The organism is Stenotrophomonas sp. 22692, assembly GCF_052045015.1.
GTDB classification, from domain to species: Bacteria; Pseudomonadota; Gammaproteobacteria; order Xanthomonadales; family Xanthomonadaceae; genus Stenotrophomonas; species Stenotrophomonas geniculata.
In genome coordinates this window covers 1-21,624 of the sequence record NZ_JBQEMR010000023.1, presented here as the reverse complement: position 1 = coordinate 21,624, position 21,624 = coordinate 1, and the positions used below count along the sequence as shown (strand labels likewise).

Annotated in this window: 17 protein-coding genes; 7 read left to right on the top strand and 10 right to left on the bottom strand. The window is 67.0% G+C overall.

From position 1 onward, the window contains the following. Positions 1–33: 33 nt before the first annotated feature. From ACTJJM_RS14980 to prpB, 8 genes are all read right to left on the bottom strand, one after another. Complete coding sequence (locus tag ACTJJM_RS14980; protein WP_440865791.1) at positions 34–4,941, bottom strand: alpha-2-macroglobulin family protein; 4,908 nt, start codon at positions 4,939–4,941, stop codon at positions 34–36. A gap of 157 nt (positions 4,942–5,098) precedes the next feature. Next, positions 5,099–6,559, bottom strand: coding sequence for a bifunctional 2-methylcitrate dehydratase/aconitate hydratase (locus ACTJJM_RS14975; protein WP_019338674.1), 1,461 nt, complete (start codon positions 6,557–6,559; stop codon positions 5,099–5,101). A 71-nt stretch (positions 6,560–6,630) separates the two neighbouring features. Then, a complete protein-coding gene (gene prpF / locus ACTJJM_RS14970) occupies positions 6,631–7,809 on the bottom strand; it encodes a 2-methylaconitate cis-trans isomerase PrpF (RefSeq protein WP_440865790.1) in 1,179 nt (392 codons plus the stop codon). 23 nt (positions 7,810–7,832) lie between these two features. Beyond that, positions 7,833–8,159: a type II toxin-antitoxin system RelE/ParE family toxin gene (locus ACTJJM_RS14965; RefSeq protein ID WP_126560726.1), complete on the bottom strand. Its 327-nt coding sequence runs from the start codon at positions 8,157–8,159 to the stop codon at positions 7,833–7,835. Then, the gene (locus ACTJJM_RS14960) at positions 8,146–8,403 is read right to left on the bottom strand and encodes a type II toxin-antitoxin system ParD family antitoxin (protein ID WP_019338677.1); all 258 of its coding nucleotides are present in this window, start codon (positions 8,401–8,403) and stop codon (positions 8,146–8,148) included. The genes ACTJJM_RS14965 and ACTJJM_RS14960 overlap by 14 nt, the downstream gene beginning before the upstream one ends. Before the next feature lie 100 nt (positions 8,404–8,503). Continuing rightward, positions 8,504–11,122 (bottom strand): Fe/S-dependent 2-methylisocitrate dehydratase AcnD, encoded by a 2,619-nt coding sequence (gene acnD, locus ACTJJM_RS14955; RefSeq protein ID WP_440865789.1) that lies wholly within the window; start codon positions 11,120–11,122, stop codon positions 8,504–8,506. A gap of 97 nt (positions 11,123–11,219) precedes the next feature. Next, positions 11,220–12,377 (bottom strand): bifunctional 2-methylcitrate synthase/citrate synthase, encoded by a 1,158-nt coding sequence (gene prpC / locus ACTJJM_RS14950; protein WP_010482770.1) that lies wholly within the window; start codon positions 12,375–12,377, stop codon positions 11,220–11,222. Positions 12,378–12,413: 36 nt separating this feature from the next. Then, positions 12,414–13,307 carry a methylisocitrate lyase gene (gene prpB, locus ACTJJM_RS14945; protein ID WP_010482769.1) on the bottom strand — a complete coding sequence of 298 codons (894 nt, stop codon included), beginning with the start codon at positions 13,305–13,307 and terminating at the stop codon, positions 12,414–12,416. Positions 13,308–13,461: 154 nt separating this feature from the next. Here prpB and prpR point away from each other — a divergent pair, with 154 nt between their 5' ends. Continuing rightward, on the top strand, positions 13,462–15,045 hold the full coding sequence (gene prpR, locus ACTJJM_RS14940) for a propionate catabolism operon regulatory protein PrpR (RefSeq protein WP_317216441.1): 1,584 nt from the start codon (positions 13,462–13,464) through the stop codon (positions 15,043–15,045). An 18-nt stretch (positions 15,046–15,063) separates the two neighbouring features. Here prpR and pdxH read toward each other — a convergent pair whose 3' ends face one another. Next, complete coding sequence (gene pdxH, locus ACTJJM_RS14935) at positions 15,064–15,663, bottom strand: pyridoxamine 5'-phosphate oxidase (protein ID WP_057502748.1); 600 nt, start codon at positions 15,661–15,663, stop codon at positions 15,064–15,066. A gap of 40 nt (positions 15,664–15,703) precedes the next feature. Here pdxH and ACTJJM_RS14930 point away from each other — a divergent pair, with 40 nt between their 5' ends. Further along, positions 15,704–16,531: a kinase gene (locus ACTJJM_RS14930; RefSeq protein ID WP_043399110.1), complete on the top strand. Its 828-nt coding sequence runs from the start codon at positions 15,704–15,706 to the stop codon at positions 16,529–16,531. Between the two features lie 6 nt (positions 16,532–16,537). Here the strand turns inward: ACTJJM_RS14930 and ACTJJM_RS14925 are convergent, their stop codons facing one another. Continuing rightward, the gene (locus ACTJJM_RS14925) at positions 16,538–16,741 is read right to left on the bottom strand and encodes a dodecin family protein (RefSeq protein ID WP_440865788.1); all 204 of its coding nucleotides are present in this window, start codon (positions 16,739–16,741) and stop codon (positions 16,538–16,540) included. Between the two features lie 98 nt (positions 16,742–16,839). On the opposite strand from ACTJJM_RS14925, the gene ACTJJM_RS14920 reads away from it, so the two are divergent. The 5 genes from ACTJJM_RS14920 to mdtD all read left to right on the top strand — a co-directional run bounded on the left by ACTJJM_RS14920 (position 16,840) and on the right by mdtD (position 21,462). After that, positions 16,840–17,382: a shikimate kinase gene (locus ACTJJM_RS14920; protein ID WP_010482764.1), complete on the top strand. Its 543-nt coding sequence runs from the start codon at positions 16,840–16,842 to the stop codon at positions 17,380–17,382. Then, positions 17,379–18,491, top strand: coding sequence for a 3-dehydroquinate synthase (gene aroB, locus ACTJJM_RS14915; protein ID WP_440865787.1), 1,113 nt, complete (start codon positions 17,379–17,381; stop codon positions 18,489–18,491). The genes ACTJJM_RS14920 and aroB overlap by 4 nt, the downstream gene beginning before the upstream one ends. Before the next feature lie 120 nt (positions 18,492–18,611). Further along, positions 18,612–18,851 (top strand): WGR domain-containing protein, encoded by a 240-nt coding sequence (locus ACTJJM_RS14910; protein WP_019336384.1) that lies wholly within the window; start codon positions 18,612–18,614, stop codon positions 18,849–18,851. 26 nt (positions 18,852–18,877) lie between these two features. Next, positions 18,878–19,960, top strand: coding sequence for a uroporphyrinogen decarboxylase (gene hemE, locus ACTJJM_RS14905; protein ID WP_019336385.1), 1,083 nt, complete (start codon positions 18,878–18,880; stop codon positions 19,958–19,960). 92 nt (positions 19,961–20,052) lie between these two features. Further along, positions 20,053–21,462: a multidrug transporter subunit MdtD gene (gene mdtD / locus ACTJJM_RS14900; RefSeq protein ID WP_010482759.1), complete on the top strand. Its 1,410-nt coding sequence runs from the start codon at positions 20,053–20,055 to the stop codon at positions 21,460–21,462. The last annotated feature ends 162 nt before the right edge of the window (positions 21,463–21,624 follow it).

Sequence of the window (21,624 nt, the reverse complement as noted above, 5' to 3'; positions counted from 1 at the left end):
GACGGGCCGCGCCGTCGCGGCCCGTCCGCGCGGTCACGGCTGTACCACCGTGATCGTGGTCGGGTTGCTGCGGCCGACGCCGCGCAGCTGCGGCCGGTACATGTCCTCCACCAGCGGCGGCGGCACCGAGTAGGTTCCCGGGGTCACCGCGCGTACCAGGTAGAACACGTTGGCCTTGCTGCCACGCGACAGCTTCAGCGCGGCCACGTACCGGTCGTCGCGGAACTCTTCGTGCTTGGTATCGGCCGCTTCACTGCGGTCGCTGATGGTGATGCCATCGACCACCACGTCGGCCCACTGCTTGGCATCACCGAGGTTGAAGTTCTCGATCTCCAGGCCGGCCGGCAGCAGGTCGGTCAGCAGTGCATCGGGCATCGTGGTGTCGGCAGTGACGGTGACGCGCACGATCAGCGCTTCACCTTCCTTCAGCGGGCGCGGCGTCCACGGCTTGCCATCGGTGCCGAAGTAGCTGCGTTCAACACCCAGCACGCTGTTGTCCGGTGCCGGCGCGCTGCGCGGGATGCCGGCCACGTCGATGCTGGCGAACATCGGCGGCTGGCCCTGCGGGGTGAAGCGCACGCCGCTGGCCAGTTCGCTGCCGGTGAAGTTGCGGCCGAACAGCTTGCGCTCACTGATCGCCTCGGTGCTGCCACCGATCACCAACTCACCGGCCACCAGCGCCTTCTGGTTGGCGGCCAGGGCCTTGCCGAGGCGGGCGATCGCCACCTGCTCCTGGGTGCTCAGCCACATCCAGCCGGCATTGCGGCGGGCATCCAGGCCACGGCCGAGATCGACCGCACGTGCGTCCCAGGCGGGCTTGGCCAGCTTGTTCTCGTGCGTCAGCGCGATCATCAGTGCGTCATCGCGGATCGCGCTGCCGTAGTCGCCGAAGTACGACGGGCGCTCGCTGCTGGACTTGGCGAACGCCGCCGCCAGTGCCGCCTGGCCACGCTTGGCATCACCCTGCAGTGACAGCGCCACGCCCAGGTGGACCAGCGACAGGCCACCGACCGCCTTGCTGCGCTCGTTGTCGTACAGCGTGCGCAGGGTACCCAGCGGCGCCCGGTTGACCCGGGCCAGCACATAGCCCGAATACGCCTGGTTGGCGAACTTCAGCTTCTCGCGGTCATCCTGGCCGTAGAACTGATTGCCACCGGACAGCAGGTCCTCACTGAGGCGGTTGAGTGCCTTCTGCAGTACGTTGTCGGGCACCGCGAAGCCGGCGTCCTTGGCATCGAGCAGGAACTCGGTGATGTACGGGGTCAGCCACGGGTTCACGTAGCCGTCGTCACCCCACATCGAGAAGTTGCCGTTGGCCACCTGCATCGACGCCAGGCGACCGAACGCGCCTTCCATGCGCTCGCGGCGGGTCTTGGCATCCAACCCGTCAGCCCCGAGCATCGACGACGTCGCCTGGTCCAGGATCAGTGCGGCGTAGCCCTTGCTGGTGGTCTGCTCGGCGCAGCCGTACGGGTAGTTCAACGCGCCCTGCAGGGCACTGGCGAACGGGATTGGCGGCAGCGGGCTGACCAGCAGGCGCGCGTTCACCGACTCGGCCATCAGGCCGTCGGTCAGGCTGTTGTCGAGGCTGACCGCGGCCAGTGGATCCAGCGTGCGTACCTGCGAGCGCAGCACCTGCGGCCACGCCGCACGCACCGGCAGCTCGTAGCGGCGGTCGGCCTTGAATCCGTTGCCGTCCACCCGCACCCGCACCTTGGCTACGCTGTGGCCCTCACGCGCGGACAGCGGGAAACTCAGCGTGGTCTTGGCATCGGCATTCAACTGCACGCTGCGGCTGCCCTCACCCAGGTTCAACGGGCCCTCGCTTTCCACCTTCACGTTGAACTGCCCCGGCTTGCCGGTGAAGTTCTGCACGTCCAGGGTCACGGTGCTGCGGTCGCCCGGGGCCAGGACGCGCGGCATGCTGGCTTCGGCCAGGATCGGCGCGCGCACCACGGTCTCCACATCGCGCTTGCCGTACTGGTCATCGCTGTAGACCAGCGCCGATACGCGCAGGGTGCCGTTGAAGTCCGGCACCTTCAGGCGGATGCGGGCGATGCCCTTGGCATCCAGCTGCACCGGGCCGGAGAACAGGTCCACGGTCTGCACGCGTGCGGTCGGGCGCTTGGCCTGCGGCAGCGCCTGCAGCGCCATGTCGCCACCAAACTTCAGCTTGCCGCTGCCGCCATCGAAGCTCTCGATCACCCGGCTGTAGATGTCGTAGGCATCGATGCCGAGGCGACGCTGGGCGAAGAAGTGCGCGCCGGCGTCGGGCACCGGGAAGCGGGTGATGTTGAGGATGCCTACATCCACCGCCGAGACGGTGACGTGCGCCATCTTGCCCGCCAGCTGCGGTGCACTGACCGTCACCGGCAGGTCCTGCTCCGGCCGCATCTGCTTGGGCGCAGCCAGGCCAACCGCCACGGTGCGGCCCTTGCGGTCCATCGGAACGTGCACCACCCCCACAGCACGGGCCGGGGTGATCTTGCTCGGCGCACTGCCGCCACGGAACACCAGCGCGGTGATGTACACGTCGTGGCGTTCCCAGTCGGCGGTAACCGGAATCTTGAAGGTCGACCCCGGCTTGGCGTCGATGCCCTGCACGTACAGCATGCGGTCGGTCTCGACCATCAGGATGCCCTTGCCGGCGTGCGGCGGGGTCACCGTCACCTCGAGCGTGTCGCCTGCCTTGTAGCCGGTCTTGTCCAGGCCCAGCTTGATCTTGTCAGGGCGCGCGTCCAGGCCGCGGTTGTCATCACCCCAGCTCCAGCCCGCACGGAACGGATAGCGGCTGGTCAGGCCGGTGGACGGATCGAACACGTCCACCCGGTACTCGCCCCACTCCACCGGGAAATCAAAGGCCACCGCGCTGCCGCCGGCATCGACGGTGCGCGTTTCCTTGTTCTCGAAACGGCGGGTGAAGTCGTAGTCCCAGCGGTTGTCGTTGAAGGTCCAGTGGTAGTCGCGCAGTTCGCGCACCAGGGTGATCTTCAGGCCCTTGGCCGGCTGCGGCTTGCCCGCTGCATCCACGCGCATCAGCTCGAAGCGCGCATTGCCGTTGGCATCGGCACCGTCTTCGGGATTGAACAGCGGGCGCACGCCCACCAGCGCATTGGCCGGCCACATCACCCGCTTCAAGGTGCGGGTGACGGTACGGCCGCCGGTCTCGTACAGGCTGCCGGACAGCACCACTGCAATCGGTGCCTTGGCCTTGGTCGCCTCCTCCGGCAATGCCACATCCTCGCGCAGCTGGCCGTTGGCCGGCAGCGTGGTGTCGATCACGTCCTTGGCTTCGCGCGGCAGCTGCAGGGTCGGGTCACCGAAGAAGTAGCCCGGCAGGCCCTCCACCGGCTGCTGCTCGGCCGCCACTGCCATGCGCGCGGTGAAGCGGTTGCCATCGGCCGGCGCACCATACAGGTAGGCACCATTGGCCTGCAGGCGCAGGTCCTCACCCGGCTTCAGCGTCTTCTGCGCGCTGTCCAGGTCCAGCTTCATGCGCTCGGGCAGGAACTCCTCGATGCGCAGGGTCATGCCCTGGATCGCCTCCTTGCTGGCCGGGTCGGTGCGGAACTCGACCTGCCAGCGCCCGGTCGGCGCCTCGGCGGGGATCACCTGCTCGAAATTGATGTAGCCCTGGTCACCCGGCTGCAGGCGGGTCTCGCGGAACGTCTTGCCGTCGGGCTGCTTCAGTCGCAGGAACACCGGTTGCGCCTTGACCGGCTTGCCATCGTTGTCACGCAGCAGCGCGGACAGGCGCACGGTCTCGCCCGGGCGGTACAGGTCGCGGCCGGACCAGGCGTAGACGTCGAACCAGGCATTGTCACGGCCGGCCACGGCGAATTCGCTCAGGTCCAGCGCCGGCTGGTTGAACGGCAGGAAGCTGGTGTCCTTGCCAGTGCTGGCGACCAGCACGTGGGTGGCATCCAGCGTGTAGTTCAGCAGCGCATTGCCGTTGCCGTCGGTGCTGCCCTTCAGCACCACCTCGCCCTTGGCATCGAGAACCCGCAGGTCGATGCCCTTCAGCGGTGCGCCGTCCTTGAGGCCGGCGGTGTGCACGAACAGCTTGTCCTTGTAGGCGCGGGTATGCAGGCCGATGTCGCTGACCGAGAAGAACGCGGTATCGAACTCGCCCTCGTAGTCACCGGTGCGCTTGAGCAGGGCGAAGTACAGGCCCGGCTCCTGCAGTTCCTTGATGTCCTGGGTCGGCAGGTAGGTCAGCACCCGCTCGTTCTGCTTGCCACCCAGGATGAAGCGGTTGACGTAGACCGGCTCGGCCAGCTTGTTGATCGGGCTGCGCTCGTAGTCGCTGCTCAGCTCCCAGCTGCCACGGCGGCCTCCGCGCTGGTACTGGCTGAAGAAGGTCGGCAGGTCCTTCTCGCGCACGCGCAGGAACTCGACGTCGACCTCCGGCACGTTCACCGACACCACCGGCAGGCCACGGCTGTCCTTGGCCGGCAGCACGCTGCCCTGCGAAGCGAAGCCGACCACCGGCTTCAGCTCGCCGCTGAACACCTTCTGCTTCAGTTCCTTGCCCAGGCGGCTGCCATCGGCGGCCAGCAGGTCCGGCGAGACCACCAGGCTGAACTCCTTGCCGGCCTCGACGAACGGGTAACGCAGGGTCAGGCCGTCATCGGACAGCGTCCAGCTGCTGTCGTCGGTGCCGACCTTTTCCTCGAAGCGCACCAGTTTGTCGAAATCCTGGGTGCCGACGAGCGGGCGCGAGAACTCCAGCGCCAGCGACAAGCCGTCATTCTTCTGGTCCGGGTAGGCACGCAGCAGGGTGAACTCCTTCACCTGCTCGGCCTTGGTGGTGATGGCTTCACCGCTGGCCTTGGGCAGCTGCCCGCTGTCGTTGCGGCAGCCGGCCAGACCCAGCAACAGGCCTCCTGCCAGTACCGCCGCCGCCCATCCCCACCGCTTCCGCCGTGCCGGACCGCTCATGTCGTCACTCCTTGATCGAGGTGGCCATTATAGGCAGGCCGCGTCAAGGTGTTGACGCCCCGGCGGTCGGAAACCCGGTCCCGCCCGGGACCCGGTAGCCGTCAACCTTGGTTGGCGCCCCCCATGCCAACCAAGGTTGGCATCTACCAGAGCGGCCTCACCCCGGCAGGTACAGGTCCACGTAGTCGGTCACCGGCATCGCCGCCAGCGTCACCGGGTCCAGTGAAGCGGCCCAGATGCGCTGCTGCTGGGCGGTCGGGAAGCGATGGGCCAGGTGCCGGCGGAACTTGTCCATCAGCAGCGGAATGCCTTCCTCGCGGCGCCGGGCGTGGCCGAGCGGGTATTCCACCAGTACCTCGGGCAGCTCGCTGCCGTCGGTAAAGCGCACGCTCAGGCCGTTGGCGATGCTGCGCTTGTCCGGATCCAGATAATCCGCGCTCAACTGCGGGTCTTCATGGCAGGCCATCTTCGCGCGCAGCGCATCAATGCGCGGATCGGCGGCAACGTCGTCCTCGTAATCCTCGGCCACCAACCGCCCGTGCAGCAACGCGATGGCGACCATGTACTGCACGCAGTGATCGCGGTCGGCCGGGTTATGCAACGGCCCCTGCTTGTCGATGATACGGATGCAGGCTTCCTGGGTGCGGATGGCGATGTGCGCGATGTCCTCGACCCGCCGTTCCATCGCGCGCAGCTGCTGGTGCAGCGTGACCGCCGCCTCCACTGCAGTCTGGCCGTGGAACTCGGCCGGGTAGCTGATCTTGAACAGCACGTTCTCCATCACATAGCTGCCCAGCGGTCGCCCCAGTGTCAGTGCCTGACCGTGCATGGATACGGCCTCGAAACCCCATGTCGGTGCACTCAATACGCTGGGATAGCCCATCTCGCCGCTGGCTGCCATCAGCGCCAGACGCACGCCACGACTGGTCGCATCGCCAGCGGCCCAGCTCTTGCGCGAGCCGGTATTGGGCGCGTGACGGTAGGTTCGCAGCGCCTGGCCATCTATCCAGGCCAGCGACACTGCATTGAGCATGCGTTCGCGATCCAGCCCGAGCAGCTGCGAGACCACCGCGGTGGTGGCCACCTTGACCAGCACCACATGGTCCAGCCCGACGCGGTTGAAGGAATTCTGCAGCGCCAGCACGCCCTGGATCTCGTGCGCCTTGATCATCGCAAGCAGCACGTCGTGCACGGTCGGCGGCGGACGACGCAGGGCCTGCGCGTTGCGCCCCAGCCAGTCAAGGACGGCAAGGATGCCGCCCAGGTTGTCCGATGGATGGCCCCATTCGGCGGCCAGCCAAGTGTCGTTGAAATCGAGCCAGCGCACCATTGCGCCGATGTTGAAGGCGGCCTGCACCGGGTCCAGCACGTAGTGCGTGCCCGGTACGCGCGCGCCGTCGACCACGCTGATGCCCGGCACCAGTGGACCGAGCAGTTTGCTGCAGGCCGGGAAGGACAGCGCTTCCAGGCCGCAGCCCAGCGTATCAAGCAGGCAGTGATGCGCGGTCTGGAACGCCAGCGGTGAGTCGATGCGGGCATCGCGCACATAATCGACGATATCCACCAGCAGTGCATCCCACGCTGCACGCTCGTTGGATGGGGTGTGGTTGTCGGACATCGTCGATCTCCTCGTTGCGGTGCACGGTTGCCCGTGCACCATGCCAACCAAGGCTGGCATCTACCAGAGCACTATTCGGCCGGCACCCGCACCTTGCCGTCCATCAGCACACGGGCGCTGCGGCTCATGATGGCCTTGGTCACTGTCCACTGGCCGTCAACGAGACCAGCCTGCGCACCCACGCGCAACGTGCCCGAGGGATGGCCGAAGGTCACCGCCTCACGTTCGCCGCCACCGGCGGCGCGATTGACCAGGGTGCCCGGAATCGCCGCCGCGGTACCGATCGCCACGGCGGCAGTGCCCATCATCGCGTGGTGCAGCTTGCCCATCGACAACGCACGCGCGTGCAGGTCGATGGCCGAGGCCGGGATGGCCTTGCCGCTGGACGACACGTAGTCCTGCGCCGGTGCCACGAAGGCTACCTTCGGCGTGTGCTGGCGGGTCGCCGCGTCTTCCAGGTTCTTGATCAGACCCATGCGCAAGGCGCCGTAGGCGCGGATCTTCTCGAAGCGCTCCAGTGCTCCCTTGTCTTCGTTGATCGCCGGCTGCAGCTCGGCGCCGGTGTAGCCCAGGTCGGCGGCGTTGAGGAAGATGGTCGGGATGCCGGCAGTGATCATGGTCACCTCAAAGCTGCCCACGCCGGGCACCTCCAGGGTATCGACGAGATTGCCGGTCGGGAACATCGCGCCCGCATCGCCGTCATCGGACGGATCGATGAATTCGAGCTGGATCTCGGCGGCCGGGAAGGTCACGCCATCCAGTTCGAAATCGCCGATTTCCTGCACTTCGCCATCGCGCATCGGCACGTGGGCGATGATGGTCTTGCCGATGTTGGCCTGCCAGATGCGCACGGTGCACAGGCCATCGCGCGGCACGCGGGCGGGATCGATCAGCCCGTTGGCGATCGCGAACGGGCCGACCGCAGTGCTGAGGTTGCCGCAATTGCCGCTCCAGTCGACGAAGGCGGTGTCGATCGAGACCTGGCCGTACAGATAGTCCACGTCGTGGTCCGGCACCGAGGCGGTGGAGATGATCACGCACTTGCTGGTGCTGGAGGTGGCGCCGCCCATGCCATCGGTCTGCTTGCCATACGGATCGGGCGAGCCGATCACGCGCATCAGCAGCGCATCGCGTGCGGCGCCCGGCACCTGCGCGGCGTCGGGCAGGTCCTGCAGGCGGAAGAACACCCCCTTGCTGGTGCCGCCACGCATGTAGGTGGCGGGAATACGGAGTTGCGGGAGGAAGGTCATCGTCGAATCCACGCGTTTGAATTTCAGGAAATGTCTTGCATCAGTGCGTCAAGACCACGATCAACGCACCACACACGCATGATGTCCACGCGGTCCGGTAGATCGAGGTAATAGACGAGGTACCGTTCGAAGCTCGGAACCAGCATGAACCGCAACGGCACCGGCAGCTGTGCTGCGAGGTCGGCGTGCCGGGTGGAACCCGAGCCTGGAAATACCGCGATGCGTTGAAGCGTGGCCTCCAACTCGGCGAGAAAGCGCCGACCCAGTATCAGCCCACCCTGCCGTGCGAACCACAGCGCGGCATCGGCTGCGTCGGCTTCGGCCCTGGGTCGCCATTCAATCGCCTTCACGCTCCATCCTTTCGGTCAGTTCACGACGCATGCGCTCGAATGTGTCGGCCGTCACCGGGACGCCAGGCCCAGAAGCCAGCCCCTCGGCAATCAGCTGCTTGAGCAGTTCTTCGGCCTTGCTGCGCTGGCGCTGGCGGATCAGGTCACGCACGTAGTCCGACGTACTGGAATAGCCGCCTTCACGCACTTCCTCGTCCACGAACTGCTTGAGCGGGTCGGTCAGCGAAATGTTCATGGTGGCCATGAGACTCTCCATTGGCAGTTTTTGCCAAGTCAGTGTGCGCCCTGCCCAGGTGTCGGACAAGCCCGCCCCCGGACTCCGGGGGCAGGCATTCAGGCCGGTATCACGCCACCTTGGCGCCTTCCAGGAAATCCTGGGCAAAGCGCTGCAGCACGCCACCCGCCTCGTAGATCGCCACTTCCTCGTCGCTGTCCAGGCGGCAGGTGACCGGCACGATCAGGTCCTGGCCGTCGCGGCGGTGGATGACCAGGGTCAGGTCGGCGCGCGGGGTGCGCTCGCCCACCACGTCGAAGGTCTCGGTGCCATCGATGCCCAGGGTCAGGCGGGTGGTCCCCGGCTTGAACTCCAGCGGCAGCACGCCCATGCCGATCAGGTTGGTACGGTGGATGCGTTCGAAGCCCTCGGCCACGATCGCTTCCACGCCGGCCAGGCGAACGCCCTTGGCGGCCCAGTCGCGCGAGCTGCCCTGGCCGTAGTCGGCACCGGCAATGATGATGAGCGGCTGCTTGCGCTCCATGTAGGTCTCGATCGCTTCCCACATACGCATCACCTTACCCTCCGGCTCCACGCGCGCCAGCGAACCCTGCTTCACGCTGCCATCGTCGTTGCGCACCATCTCGTTGAACAGCTTCGGATTGGCGAAGGTGGCGCGCTGCGCAGTCAGGTGATCACCGCGATGCGTGGCATAGGAATTGAAGTCCTCTTCCGGCAGGCCCATCTTCGCCAGGTACTCGCCGGCGGCGCTGGAGGCCAGGATCGCGTTGGACGGCGACAGGTGGTCAGTGGTGATGTTGTCCGGCAGCACCGCCAGCGCGCGCATGCCGGCCAGCGTGCGCTCACCGGCCAGTGCGCCCTCCCAGTACGGCGGACGGCGGATGTAGGTGCTCTGCGGGCGCCAGTCGTACAGCGGGCTGACCGCGGCACCGTTCTCCACGCGCACGTTGAACATCGGGTTGTAGACCTTGCGGAACTGCTCGGGCTTCACCGAGGCCTTCACCACCGCGTCGATCTCGGCATCGCTCGGCCAGATGTCCTTCAGGCGCACCTCGTTGCCATCGGCGTCCACGCCCAGCACGCCCTTCTCGATATCAAAGCGGACGGTGCCGGCGATGGCATAGGCGATCACCAGCGGCGGCGACGCCAGGAAAGCCTGCTTCGCATACGGGTGGATGCGGCCATCGAAGTTGCGGTTGCCCGACAGCACGGCCGTGGCGTACAGGTCCCGGTCGATGATCTCCTGCTGGATGGCCGGATCGAGCGCGCCGCTCATGCCGTTGCAGGTGGTGCAGGCGAAGGCGACGATGCCGAAGCCCAGCTTTTCCAGGTCCGGCAGCAGGCCGGCCTCTTCCAGGTACAGCTGCACCGCCTTCGAGCCGGGCGCCAACGAGGACTTCACCCACGGCTTGCGGAGCAGGCCACGTTCATTGGCCTTGCGCGCCAGCAGTGCGGCGGCGATCACGTTGCGCGGGTTGGAGGTGTTGGTGCAGCTGGTGATGGCGGCGATGATCACCGCGCCATCCGGCATCAGGCCCTGCGCCTGCTCGGCCTTGCCCGCTGCCAGCTTGGCCTCGTCGGCGATGCCGCGCTCGGCCAGCTCTGAAGTGGCGACGCGCTTGTGCGGGTTGGACGGGCCCGCCATGTTGCGCACCACGCTGGACAGGTCGAAGCGCAGCACGCGCTCGTACTGCGCGGTGGCCAGGTCGTCGGCCCACAGGCCTGTGGTGCGTGCATAGTTTTCCACCAGCGCCACCTGCGATTCCTCGCGACCGGTCAGGCGCAGGTAATCGGTGGTCTGTGCGTCGATGTAGAACATCGCGGCGGTGGCACCGTATTCGGGGCACATGTTGGAGATGGTGGCGCGGTCACCGATGGTCAGTGCCGCAGCACCCTCGCCGAAGAATTCAAGCCAGGCTCCGACCACGCGCTCCTTGCGCAGGAACTCGGTCAGGGCCAGCACCACGTCGGTGGCGGTGATGCCCGGCTGCGGGCGGCCACTCAGTTCGACACCGACGGTGTCGGGCAGGCGCATCCACGACGCGCGGCCCAGCATCACGTTCTCTGCTTCCAGGCCGCCAACACCAATTGCGATCACGCCCAGTGCATCCACGTGCGGGGTGTGGCTGTCGGTGCCCACGCAGGTATCCGGGAAGGCCACGCCGTCCTGCACGTAGACCACCGGCGACATCTTCTCCAGGTTGATCTGGTGCATGATGCCGTTGCCCGGCGGAATCACGTCCACGTTCTCGAAGGCCAGTTTGGTCCAGTCGATGAAGTGGAAACGGTCTTCATTGCGACGATCTTCGATCGCGCGGTTCTTCTCGAACGCCTGCGGATCGAAACCGCCACACTCCACCGCCAGCGAGTGATCGACGATCAGCTGCACCGGCACCACCGGATTGACCTTGGCCGGGTCGCCGCCCTTGTCGGCGATCGCATCGCGCAACCCGGCCAGATCGACCAGTGCGGTCTGGCCGAGGATGTCGTGGCACACCACGCGCGCCGGGAACCACGGGAAATCGAGGTCGCGACGGCGCTCGATCAGCTGCTTCAGCGAATCGCTGAGCGTGGCCGGATCGCAGCGGCGCACCAGGTTCTCGGCCAGCACGCGCGAGGTGTACGGCAGGGTGGCGTAGGCGCCGGGCTGGATCGCATCGACAGCGGCACGCGCGTCGAAATAGTCCAGCGCGCTGCCGGGGAGGTTCTTGCGGTAATCGGTATTCATGGGCTGGCGGAGTGCTTGAGGCGGGCCGGGTGCCGGCGGTGCGGCGGCGAAAGCATCCGGCCGGCACGCGGCCGGCCGGATGGGTACAGCAGGTGGATCAGACGCGCTTGTCGATGGCGACGAAGTCGCGGTCTTCCGGACCGATGTAGTTGGCGCTCGGGCGGATGATCTTGCCGTCGATGCGCTGCTCGACGATGTGCGCGCTCCAGCCGGCGGTGCGGGCGATCACGAACAGCGGGGTGAACATCGCAGTCGGCACGCCCATCATGTGGTAGCTGACGGCGCTGAACCAGTCCAGGTTCGGGAACATCTTCTTGATGTCCCACATCACCGATTCCAGGCGCTCGGCGATGTCGTACATCTTCATGCTGGACTGTTCTTCGGACAGCTCGCGGGCCACGTCCTTGATCACCTTGTTGCGCGGATCGGAGACGGTGTAGACCGGGTGGCCGAAACCGATCACCACTTCCTTGCGCTCGACGCGGGCCTTGATGTCTTCCTCGGCCTCATCGGGGGTGTCGTAGCGCTTCTGCACTTCGAACGCCACTTCGTTGGCGCCACCGTGCTTCGGACCGCGCAGGGCACCAATGCCACCACAGATCGCGCTGTACATGTCACTGCCGGTACCGGCGATGACACGGCAGGTGAAGGTCGAGGCGTTGAACTCGTGTTCCGCATACAGGATCAGCGAGGTATGCATCGCCTTCACCCACGACTCCTGCGGCTTCTCGCCGTGCAGCAGGTGCAGGAAGTGGCCACCGATCGAGTCGTCATCGGTTTCCACATCGATGGCGCGGCCGTTATGGCTCCAGTGGTACCAGTACAGCAGCATCGAACCGAGGCAGGCCATCAGCTTGTCGGCGATGTCGCGCGCGCCGGGGTGGTTGTGATCGTCCTTCTCCGGTGCCACGCAGCCAAGCACGGACACGCCGGTGCGCATCACGTCCATCGGGTGCGCCGACGGCGGCAGCTCTTCCAGCGCGGCCTTCACCGCGGCCGGAATGCCACGCAGCGACTTCAGCTTGGCCTTGTAGGAAACCAGCTCGGCGCGGGTCGGCAGCTTGCCGTGCACCAGCAGGTAGGCGATTTCCTCGAACTCGCTGGTGTTGGCCAGGTCCAGGATGTCGTAGCCACGGTAGTGCAGGTCGTTGCCACTGCGGCCCACGCTGCACAGCGCGGTGTTGCCGGCAGCGGTGCCGGACAGGGCGACGGACTTCTTCGGCTTGAAGGTCGGGGTTGCGGTCGTATCGTTCATGTTTCCCTCCGAAAACTTGATGGTGCAGGGTACTGCTTATTTCTTGGCGGCGAACAGTGCATCGAGCTGCTGCTCGAACGCGTGGTAGCCGATGCGGTCGTAGAGTTCTTCGCGGGTCTGCATGGTCTCCACCACGTTGCGCTGGTGGCCATCGCGGCGCACCGCCTGGTAGACGTTCTCGGCGGCCTTGTTGGCGGCGCGGAAGGCAGACAGCGGGAACAGCTGGATGGCAACACCGGCCGAAGCCAGTTCGTCGCGGCTGAACAGCGGGGTAGCGCCGAACTCGGTGATGTTGGCCAGCACCGGCACCTTCACCGCATCGACGAAGCGGCGGTAGGTATCCAGATCGTAGGCGGCCTCGGCGAAGATGCCGTCGGCACCGGCCTCGACACAGGCGATGGCACGTTCGATGGCCTTGTCCACGCCGTCCACCTGGATGGCGTCGGTGCGCGCGATCAGGAAGAAGTCCGGATCGGTCTTGGCATCGGCGGCCGCCTTCACGCGGTCGACCATTTCACCCTGCGACACGATCTCCTTGCCCGGACGGTGACCGCAGCGCTTGGCGCCGACCTGGTCCTCGATGTGGCAGGCGGCCGCGCCGGCCTTGATCAGCGACTTCACGGTGCGTGCGATGTTGAACGCACTCGGGCCGAAGCCGGTGTCGATGTCGACCATCAGCGGCAGGTCGCAGACATCGGTGATGCGGCGCACGTCCACCAGCACGTCTTCCAGGGTGTTGATGCCCAGATCCGGCAGGCCCAGCGAGCCGGCGGCCACACCGCCACCGGACAGATAGATGGCGCGGAAGCCGGCGCGCTTGGCCAGCAGGGCGTGGTTGGCGTTGATCGCGCCGATCACCTGCAACGGCGATTCGGCAGCCAGCGCCTCACGGAAGCGGGCACCGGCGGAGAAAGGAGTGGAAGCGGTCATGCGGCAATCCAGGTTGGAGATCGTGTGTGTAGGCGCAAACACCATGCCAACCTGCAAGCGCTTGATTTCACGGGGATGACTGCCCCGCATCAGTGAAACATATGAAACACTGAAACAGATGTATCATGAAACACCCTTCCCGGTCCGAGCCACCATGTACCTGCCCCGCTCGCCCCTGCGCCACACCGATGCCGATCCCGGCCGTCCGGTGATCTGGACCGTCAGCGTCTCGCGGCTGACCGGCCTGCTCGGCGACGTCATTCCGGAGTTCGACCGCCGCGCGCGTATCGAACAGATCAACCTCGGCTTCGAGGAAGCGGTGGATGTGATCGGGCAGCGCCTGCGCCGTGAGCATTGCGACGTGGTGATCGCCGGTGGCTCCAATGCCGCCTGGCTGCGCAGCCGGCTGGAGCTGCCGCTGGTGCCGATCCAGGCCAACGGCTTCGATCTGATGGAGGCGCTGGCCCGGGCACGACGGATCGCCAGCCGCATCGGCCTGGTCACCCACGCCAGCGACGTACCGGTGTTCAGCAACTTCCAGCAGAGTTTCGGCCTGGATATCGAGCATCGCCGTTTCGTCACCCGCGAGGATGCGCGCGACTGCATTGCCGACCTGCGCGCCAATGGCATCGAAGTGATCGTCGGCACCGGCATGGCCATCGACCACGCCGAACAGGCCGGCCTGCCTGGCGTGCTGCTGTACTCGGCCGACTCGGTGCGGCAGGCGTTCGAGCATGCGCTGGAACTGACCCAGACGCTGGCCCGCTCCAGTGGCAACCGATCCACCCCACGCCGGCGCCCGGCAGTACGTGGCGACGCGCATGAACTGCTCGGCGACAGCGATGCGATGGCACAGGTACGCGCACAGATTGCGCTCTATGCACCGCACGACAGCACCGTGCTGGTCAGTGGCGAAACCGGCACCGGCAAGGAACTGGTCGCGCGCCAGCTGCACGCCGTAAGTGGTCGTCGTGGGCGTTTCGTCGCGCTGAACTGCGGTGCGATCAGCGAATCGCTGCTGGAGGCAGAACTGTTCGGCTACAGCGATGGTGCCTTCACCGGCGCACGTCGCGGCGGACGCGTCGGCCTGGTTGAAGCCGCAGACGGGGGCACCTTGTTCCTGGATGAGATCGGCGAGCTGCCGCTGCCGTTGCAGACCCGCCTGCTGCGGGTGTTGGAAGAACGTGAAGTGCTGCGCGTGGGCGCCACCGAACCGACGCCGGTCGACCTGCGCGTGGTGGCCGCCACCCTGCAATCGCTGGAGCAGCGCGCGGCGACCGGCAGCTTCCGCCGCGACCTGTATTACCGCCTGGCAGCGCTGCGCATTGCCCTGCCCTCGCTGCGTGCCCGGCGCGGGGACATTCCGCTGCTGGCACAGCACTTCTTCCGCCAGCTGCGCGGCATCGACGCGCCACTGGATGAGGATGCACTGGCGGTGCTGACCACGGCCGAGTGGCCCGGCAACGTGCGCGAACTACGCAATCTGGTGGATCGCCTGCGCATCCACTGGCAGCCGGCTGAAGGGTCTATTGATGCCGCGCGACTGCTGCAGCTTGCACCCGAGCTGACAAGCGAAGGCGCGACGGAACTGCCACTGGAAAGCAACGGCAAGCGCCCGCCGCGTGCGCAGCTGGAAGCAATGCTGCAGGAACACCGCAATGACCGCGAGGGCATGGCGCAGGCGCTGGGCGTATCACGCACCACGCTGTGGCGGTGGCTGCGCGCGGAGGGCCTGTAGAGCCGGCACCGCCCCGACTTACGGATACAGCAGGCGCTTGCTCCAGCGCCCTTCGGCACCGGCTTCATAGCACCAGCGTTCGTGCAGGCGGAACTGCGCGCCGTACCAGAACTCGATGCGGTCGGGCACCACGCGCAGGCCGCTCCAGCCCTCCGGGCGCGGCACGTCCTTGCCCTCGAAGCGGGCCTCGACCTCGGCCACGCGCGCATCGAATTCCTCACGCGTTGCCAGCGTCTTCGACTGCTGCGAGGCCCAGGCGCCGATCTGGCTCATCCGCGGACGGCTGGCGAAATAGGCATCGGCTTCGGCGTCGGCCACCTGCTCCACGCGCCCCTCGATGCGCACCTGGATGCCGGCCTCGCGCAGGCTACGCCACAGGAACAACAGCGCCGCCTGCGGGTTGGCATGGAGTTCCTGGCCCTTGTGGCTGTCCAGATGGGTGTAGAAGACAAAGCCACGCTCATCGAACGCCTTCAGCAGCACGGTACGTGCCGAGGGACGGCCGTGCGTATCGGCAGTGGCCACGGTCATCGCGTTCGGCTCGACCTCGCGGCTCTGTTTGGCCTCTTCAAACAGGCCGGCAAACGTGGACAGGGCTTCGGCGTACAGGTCGCTCATGATTGCGTTCTTCTCACACGGATTGGGCTATTGTGGCTGCATGGCCGCTGCTGCGTATATGCCCCAGGTGAAAGGATTCCCCGAAACATTGGCCGAACAGGTGCTGGACGATGCGCTGGGCAGCGGCGCAGCAGTTCCAGTATTGGCGATCAGCGGCCTGCAGGGGAGCGGCAAATCGACGCTGGCCGCGCAGGTGGTGGCCCGCGCCCAGGCACGCGGCCTGAACGCAGCCACGCTGTCGATCGATGATGTCTACCTGACCCGCGCACAGCGCCAACGGCTGGCCCGCCAGGTGCACCCACTGCTGATCACCCGCGGCCCGCCTGGCACCCATGACCTGCCGCTGGCCCACGCGGTACTGGATGCAGTGGCCGCACGCCAGCCCTTCGCGATGCCGCGCTTCGACAAGCTGGCCGATGAACGCCTGCCCGAAGCGCAATGGCCGCAGCTGCAACAACCGCTGGACCTGCTGGTGTTCGAAGGCTGGTTCCTGGGCACGCCTGCGCAGGATGACGACGCGCTGGACAGCCCGTTGAACGCGCTGGAACGGGAGGCCGACGCCGATGGCCGCTGGCGGCGCTGGTGCAACCAGGCGCTGGCCCGCGACTATCCTGCGCTGTGGCAGCGCTGCGACCGCCTGTGGTTCCTGCAGCCACCGGATTTCTCGGTGGTACCACGCTGGCGCTGGCAGCAGGAGCAGAACCTGCAGGCCGCGCAGCCGGGCCGGCACGGCATGAGCCGGCCACAGCTGGAGCGCTTCGTGCAGTATTACGAGCGGGTCAGCCGCCAGGCGCTGCGTGCCCTGCCCGCCCTGGCCGACCACGTGGTGGTGCTGGACGGCCAGCGACAGGTGCAGGACGTGCGCTGAGCGCGCCTATTCCACCAGGAAGGTCACCCGCAGGTTGACCCGCCATTCGGTGATCTCGCCACTGCCATTGGTGACCACCTTGGTCTCGTTCACCCAGGCGCCCTGGATGCCCTTGACCGTCTCGGAGACCTTATTCAGCCCGCTGCGCACGGCGTCCTCCACGCTTTTCGGCGAGGAGGCGGTGATTTCGATGACCTTGGCGACCGTCATGGCCTGTACTCCGACTGGCGCGGGAGATCCCGCAGGAACGCCTACCCTGACGTGAAGAACGTAAAGGCCAGGGCACGGAGGTGTTAGCATCAGAGAGCATGAATCCTGCTCCGAACCTGATCCTGATCGGCCCGATGGGCGCCGGCAAAACCTGCATCGGCCGCCGCCTGGCCGAGCGCTTCACGCTGGACTTCGTCGACGTCGACCAGGCCATCGTCGATGCCGCCGGCGCCAGCATCCCGACCATCTTCGAGCACTCCGGCGAAGCCGGCTTCCGCAGCCATGAACGCGAGGCGCTTGCGCGCGTGCTGGAAGGCCGCGGCCAGCTGGTCTCCACCGGTGGCGGCGCGGTGCTGGATCCTGGCAATCGTGCACTGATCGCCCAGCGCGGCTTCGTGGTCTACCTGAGGGTCAGCGTGGCCGCGCAGCTGGAACGCCTGGCCCGCGACAAGGGCCGGCCGCTGCTGCAGCGCCCGGACCGCGAGCAGGTGCTGCACGATCTGGCCGCACACCGCGACCCGCTGTACCGCGAACTGGCCGACCTCACCCTCGATACCGACCCGTATACCGCTGCCGACGCGACCGCCCACCTGGTGGTCAAGCTGGCCACGCAATGGCAGCGCCAGGACCTGACCGCATGACTTCCCCCGCCCTGCTGCAGGTCGCCGTTGGCGGCGACCGCCCTTACACCATCACCATCGGCCCCGGTGCCCAGGCCGACGGCGCTGCGCTGGCCTCGCATGTTCGCGGCCGCCACGTGCTGCTGCTCAGTGACAGCGAAGTGGCCCCACGCTATCTGGACGCCGTGAAGCAGACGCTGTTGGCCGCACGCCCCGACCTGATCGTCGGCGAGCACGTGCTGGCCGCAGGCGAAGCCTCCAAGACCCTGGCCGAGTTCGGCCGTGCGATCGAAGCACTGGCCGCGCTTGGCGCCACCCGCGACGCCTGCGTGTTCGCCCTCGGCGGCGGCGTGGTCGGTGATCTCGCCGGTTTTGCAGCCGCCTGCTGGATGCGCGGCGTGGACTGCGTGCAGCTGCCGACCACCCTGTTGGCGATGGTCGATTCGTCGGTGGGCGGCAAGACCGCGGTCGACATTCCGGCCGGCAAGAACCTGGTCGGCGCCTTCCATCCGCCGCGCGCGGTCATTGCCGATACCCGCGTGCTGGCTACGCTGCCGCCGCGCGAACTGCGTGCCGGCCTGGCCGAAGTGGTGAAGTACGGCGCGCTGGGCGATGCCATGTTCTTCGAATGGCTGCAGCAGCATGCCGATGCGCTGATCGCCGGTGAAGACAACGTGCTTTCCGAAGCCATCGCGCGCAGCTGCCGGCACAAGGCCGCCATCGTCGAGCGCGATCCGTTCGAGAAGGGCGAGCGCGCCCTGCTCAACCTCGGCCATACCTTCGGCCATGCCATCGAGACCGAACAGGGCTATTCGGCCCCGGGCCGCGATGCACTGAACCATGGCGAGGCCGTGGCCGTGGGCATGGTGCTGGCGGCGAAGCTGTCCACCGACCTGTGCCTGGCCGAGGATGCCGACCGCGTGCGCCTGCAGGCGCTGCTGGAAAAGCTGCAGCTGCCGGTGGCGATCCCTGCCGGGCTCGACCCGCAGGCCCTGCTGGGCCGCATGCGGCTGGACAAGAAGAACGTGGCCGGCCGCCTGCGCCTGGTGCTGTGGCGCGGCATGGGCCGTGCCGAGGTGGTGCCGGACGTGGATGAGGCGGCGGTGCTGAAGGTGCTGGGCGCGGGCTGACCTTTCCGCGTTCGCCGGGCATGGCCCGGCGCTGACGGATTGTGCTGCGGCATGAAGCGCAGCCGAGCGTGGGCTCGGCTCTACAGGTCCGTGCCGCCCCGGGGCGATACAATCGGCGCCATGCACGTCTACCTGCAACATCCCGACGCCGGTGCGCAGGCACCGCGCTTCCTGCGCCTGAGCCTGCAGCCGGATCTGTTCGGCGGCTGGGAACTGCTGCGCGAAAGCGGCCGCGTCGGTGCCCGCTCGCAGCTGCGGCGCGAGCTGTTCCTGCAGGCCGACGAAGCCCGCCATGCTTTCGAGAAGGCCCGCGATGCCGAACTGCATCGCGGCTTCCAGATCCTTTCGCACGGCGACTGACGCCGCTGCCAACTTTCGTCCAAGGAATGCCCATCGTGACCAGCCCTCTCCGCAATGATCGCCTGCTGCGCGCCCTGCGCCGCGAACCGGTGGACTGCACCCCCGTCTGGCTGATGCGCCAGGCCGGCCGCTACCTGCCGGAGTACCGCGCGACCCGGGCCAAGGCCGGCAGCTTCCTGGCCATGGCCAAGAATCCGGAGATCGCCTGCGAGGTCACCCTGCAGCCGCTGCGCCGCTTCCCCTTGGACGCGGCCATCCTGTTCTCGGACATCCTCACCATTCCCGACGCGATGGGCCTGGAGCTGTACTTCGTCGAAGGCGAAGGCCCGAAGTTCCGCCACCCGGTGCGTGATGAAGCGGCCATCGCCAGGCTGGCCGTGCCGGACATGGAACAGGACCTGGGCTATGTGATGGACGCGGTGCGCCTGATCCGCCGCGAACTGGATGGCCAGGTGCCGTTGATCGGCTTCTCCGGCAGCCCGTGGACGCTGGCCTGCTACATGGTGGAAGGCGGCGGCAGCAAGGACTTTGCGCGCATCAAGGCGATGGCGCTGAACCACCCCCAGGCCCTGCACCGCCTGCTGGAGGTCACCACTGAAGCGGTGATCGCCTACCTCGGCGCGCAGCGTGCGGCTGGTGCGCAGGCGCTGCAGGTGTTCGACACCTGGGGTGGCGTGCTGTCGCCGTCGATGTACCGCGAGTTCTCGCTGCGTTACCTGCAGCGCATTGCCGAGGGCCTGGAGCGTGGCGAAGGCAGCGAGCGCACGCCGCTGATCCTGTTCGGCAAGGGCACCGGCCTGCATCTGGAAGCGCTGTCGCAGACCGGCGCCGATGCGCTGGGCCTGGACTGGACGCTGGACCTGGACGAGGCCATGCGCCGCACCGGTGGCCGCGTTGCCCTGCAGGGCAACCTCGACCCGACCACGCTGTACGCCTCGCCGGATGCGATCGCCGCCGCTGCCGCACGCGTGCTCGACACCTATGCCGCGGGCAACGGTGGTTCGCGCGAGGGCCATGTGTTCAATCTTGGCCACGGCATGTCGCCGGACATGGACCCGGCGCACGTGCAGGTGCTGGTCGACGCGGTGCACGCGCACAGCCAGCGCTGAACCTTGCGCATGCGGTTGCGGCGCGATGTTGATCGCGCCGTGACCCGCAGTGCGCGATCATGGTCTCCCCCACGCTGCACCGGCCGCGCCCCATGTCCACATCGCCATCGACCTACAACCGCCAGCGCCCCCTGCTGTGGTTGGTTTCGTTGGCGATCTTCATGCAGATGCTGGACTCGACCATCGTCAACACGGCGTTGCCGGCGATGGCCGCCAGCCTGGGCGAAAGCCCGCTGCAGATGCAGTCGGTGGTGTTCAGCTATGCGCTGGCGGTGGCTACCTTCATTCCCGCCTCCGGCTGGATCGCTGACCGCTACGGCACCCGCCGCACCTTCCTGGTGGCGATCATCCTGTTCACCCTCGGCTCGCTGGCCTGCGCGCTGGCCCAGCACCTGCACCAGCTGGTCGGTGCGCGCGTGCTGCAGGGCATCGGCGGTGCGATGCTGCTGCCGGTCGGTCGCCTGGCGGTGATGCGTTCGGTGCCGCGCGAGGATTTCCTGCGTGCGATGAGCTTCATCGCCATCCCCGCGCTGGTCGGCCCGTTGATCGGTCCCACGCTGGGTGGCTGGCTGGTCGAGATCGCCTCGTGGCACTGGGTGTTCCTGATCAACCTGCCGATCGGCGTGATCGGTTTCATCGCCGCGATGAAGATCATGCCCGACCACTACGCCAGCCATCGCACCCGCTTCGACCTGCGTGGCTACATCATGCTGGCCTTCGCGATGGTGGTGCTGTCACTGGCGCTGGACGGCATCTCTGGACTCGGCACGCCACATGCGCTGGTGATGCTGATGACCGTGGCCGGCCTGGCTGCGCTGGTGGGCTACTGGCTGCACGCCGCCAACTCCACCGCTCCCTTGTTCTCGCTGGCCCTGTTCCGCGTGCCCAGCTATCGCATCGGTATCCTCGGTAACCTGTTCTCGCGCATCGGCAGCAGCGCCATGCCGATGCTGATCCCGCTGCTGCTACAGGTCGGCCTGGGCCTGGGCCCGATGAACGCCGGCCTGATGATGGTGCCGGTGGCAGCGGCCGGCATGGTGTCGAAGAAGCTGGCGGTAAAGCTGGTCGAGCGCTACGGCTACCGCCGCGTGCTGATGGTCAACACCGTGCTGGTCGGCCTGGCGATGGCCAGCTTCATCCTGATGACACCGGGCCAACACCTGGCGTGGCGCCTGCTGCAGCTGGCGTTCTTCGGTGCGGTCAATTCGCTGCAGTTCACCGTGATGAACACCGTGACCCTTCGCGACCTGGACCGCGAATTCGCCAGTTCCGGCAACAGCCTGCTGTCGATGGTGATGATGCTCGCCGCTGGTTTCGGTGCCGCCGCTGCGGGCAGCCTGCTGGCCGCGTTCGGCAACCACCTGGACAGCAACAGCGCGACCGCGGCGCTGCATGCGACGTTCCTGTGCGTGGGCGCGATCACGCTGACTTCGACGATGATCTTCTGGCAGCTGCCCGATACCAAGCCGGAGCCACGGCAGGTCGAGCACGTCGCGGAGTGAGGGTGGTTCGGCAGGGCCTGCGGCCCTGCACCTGCAGAGGCTTCAAGCCAAGGCAACAGCAACAGCAAAAGCAGGCATTCCTTGGGATGGCGGGGCGGTGTGGGCTTGCAGGACACGCCGTAAACCCGTCCATGGGGGCTCGATGGCGCCATCCATGGCGCC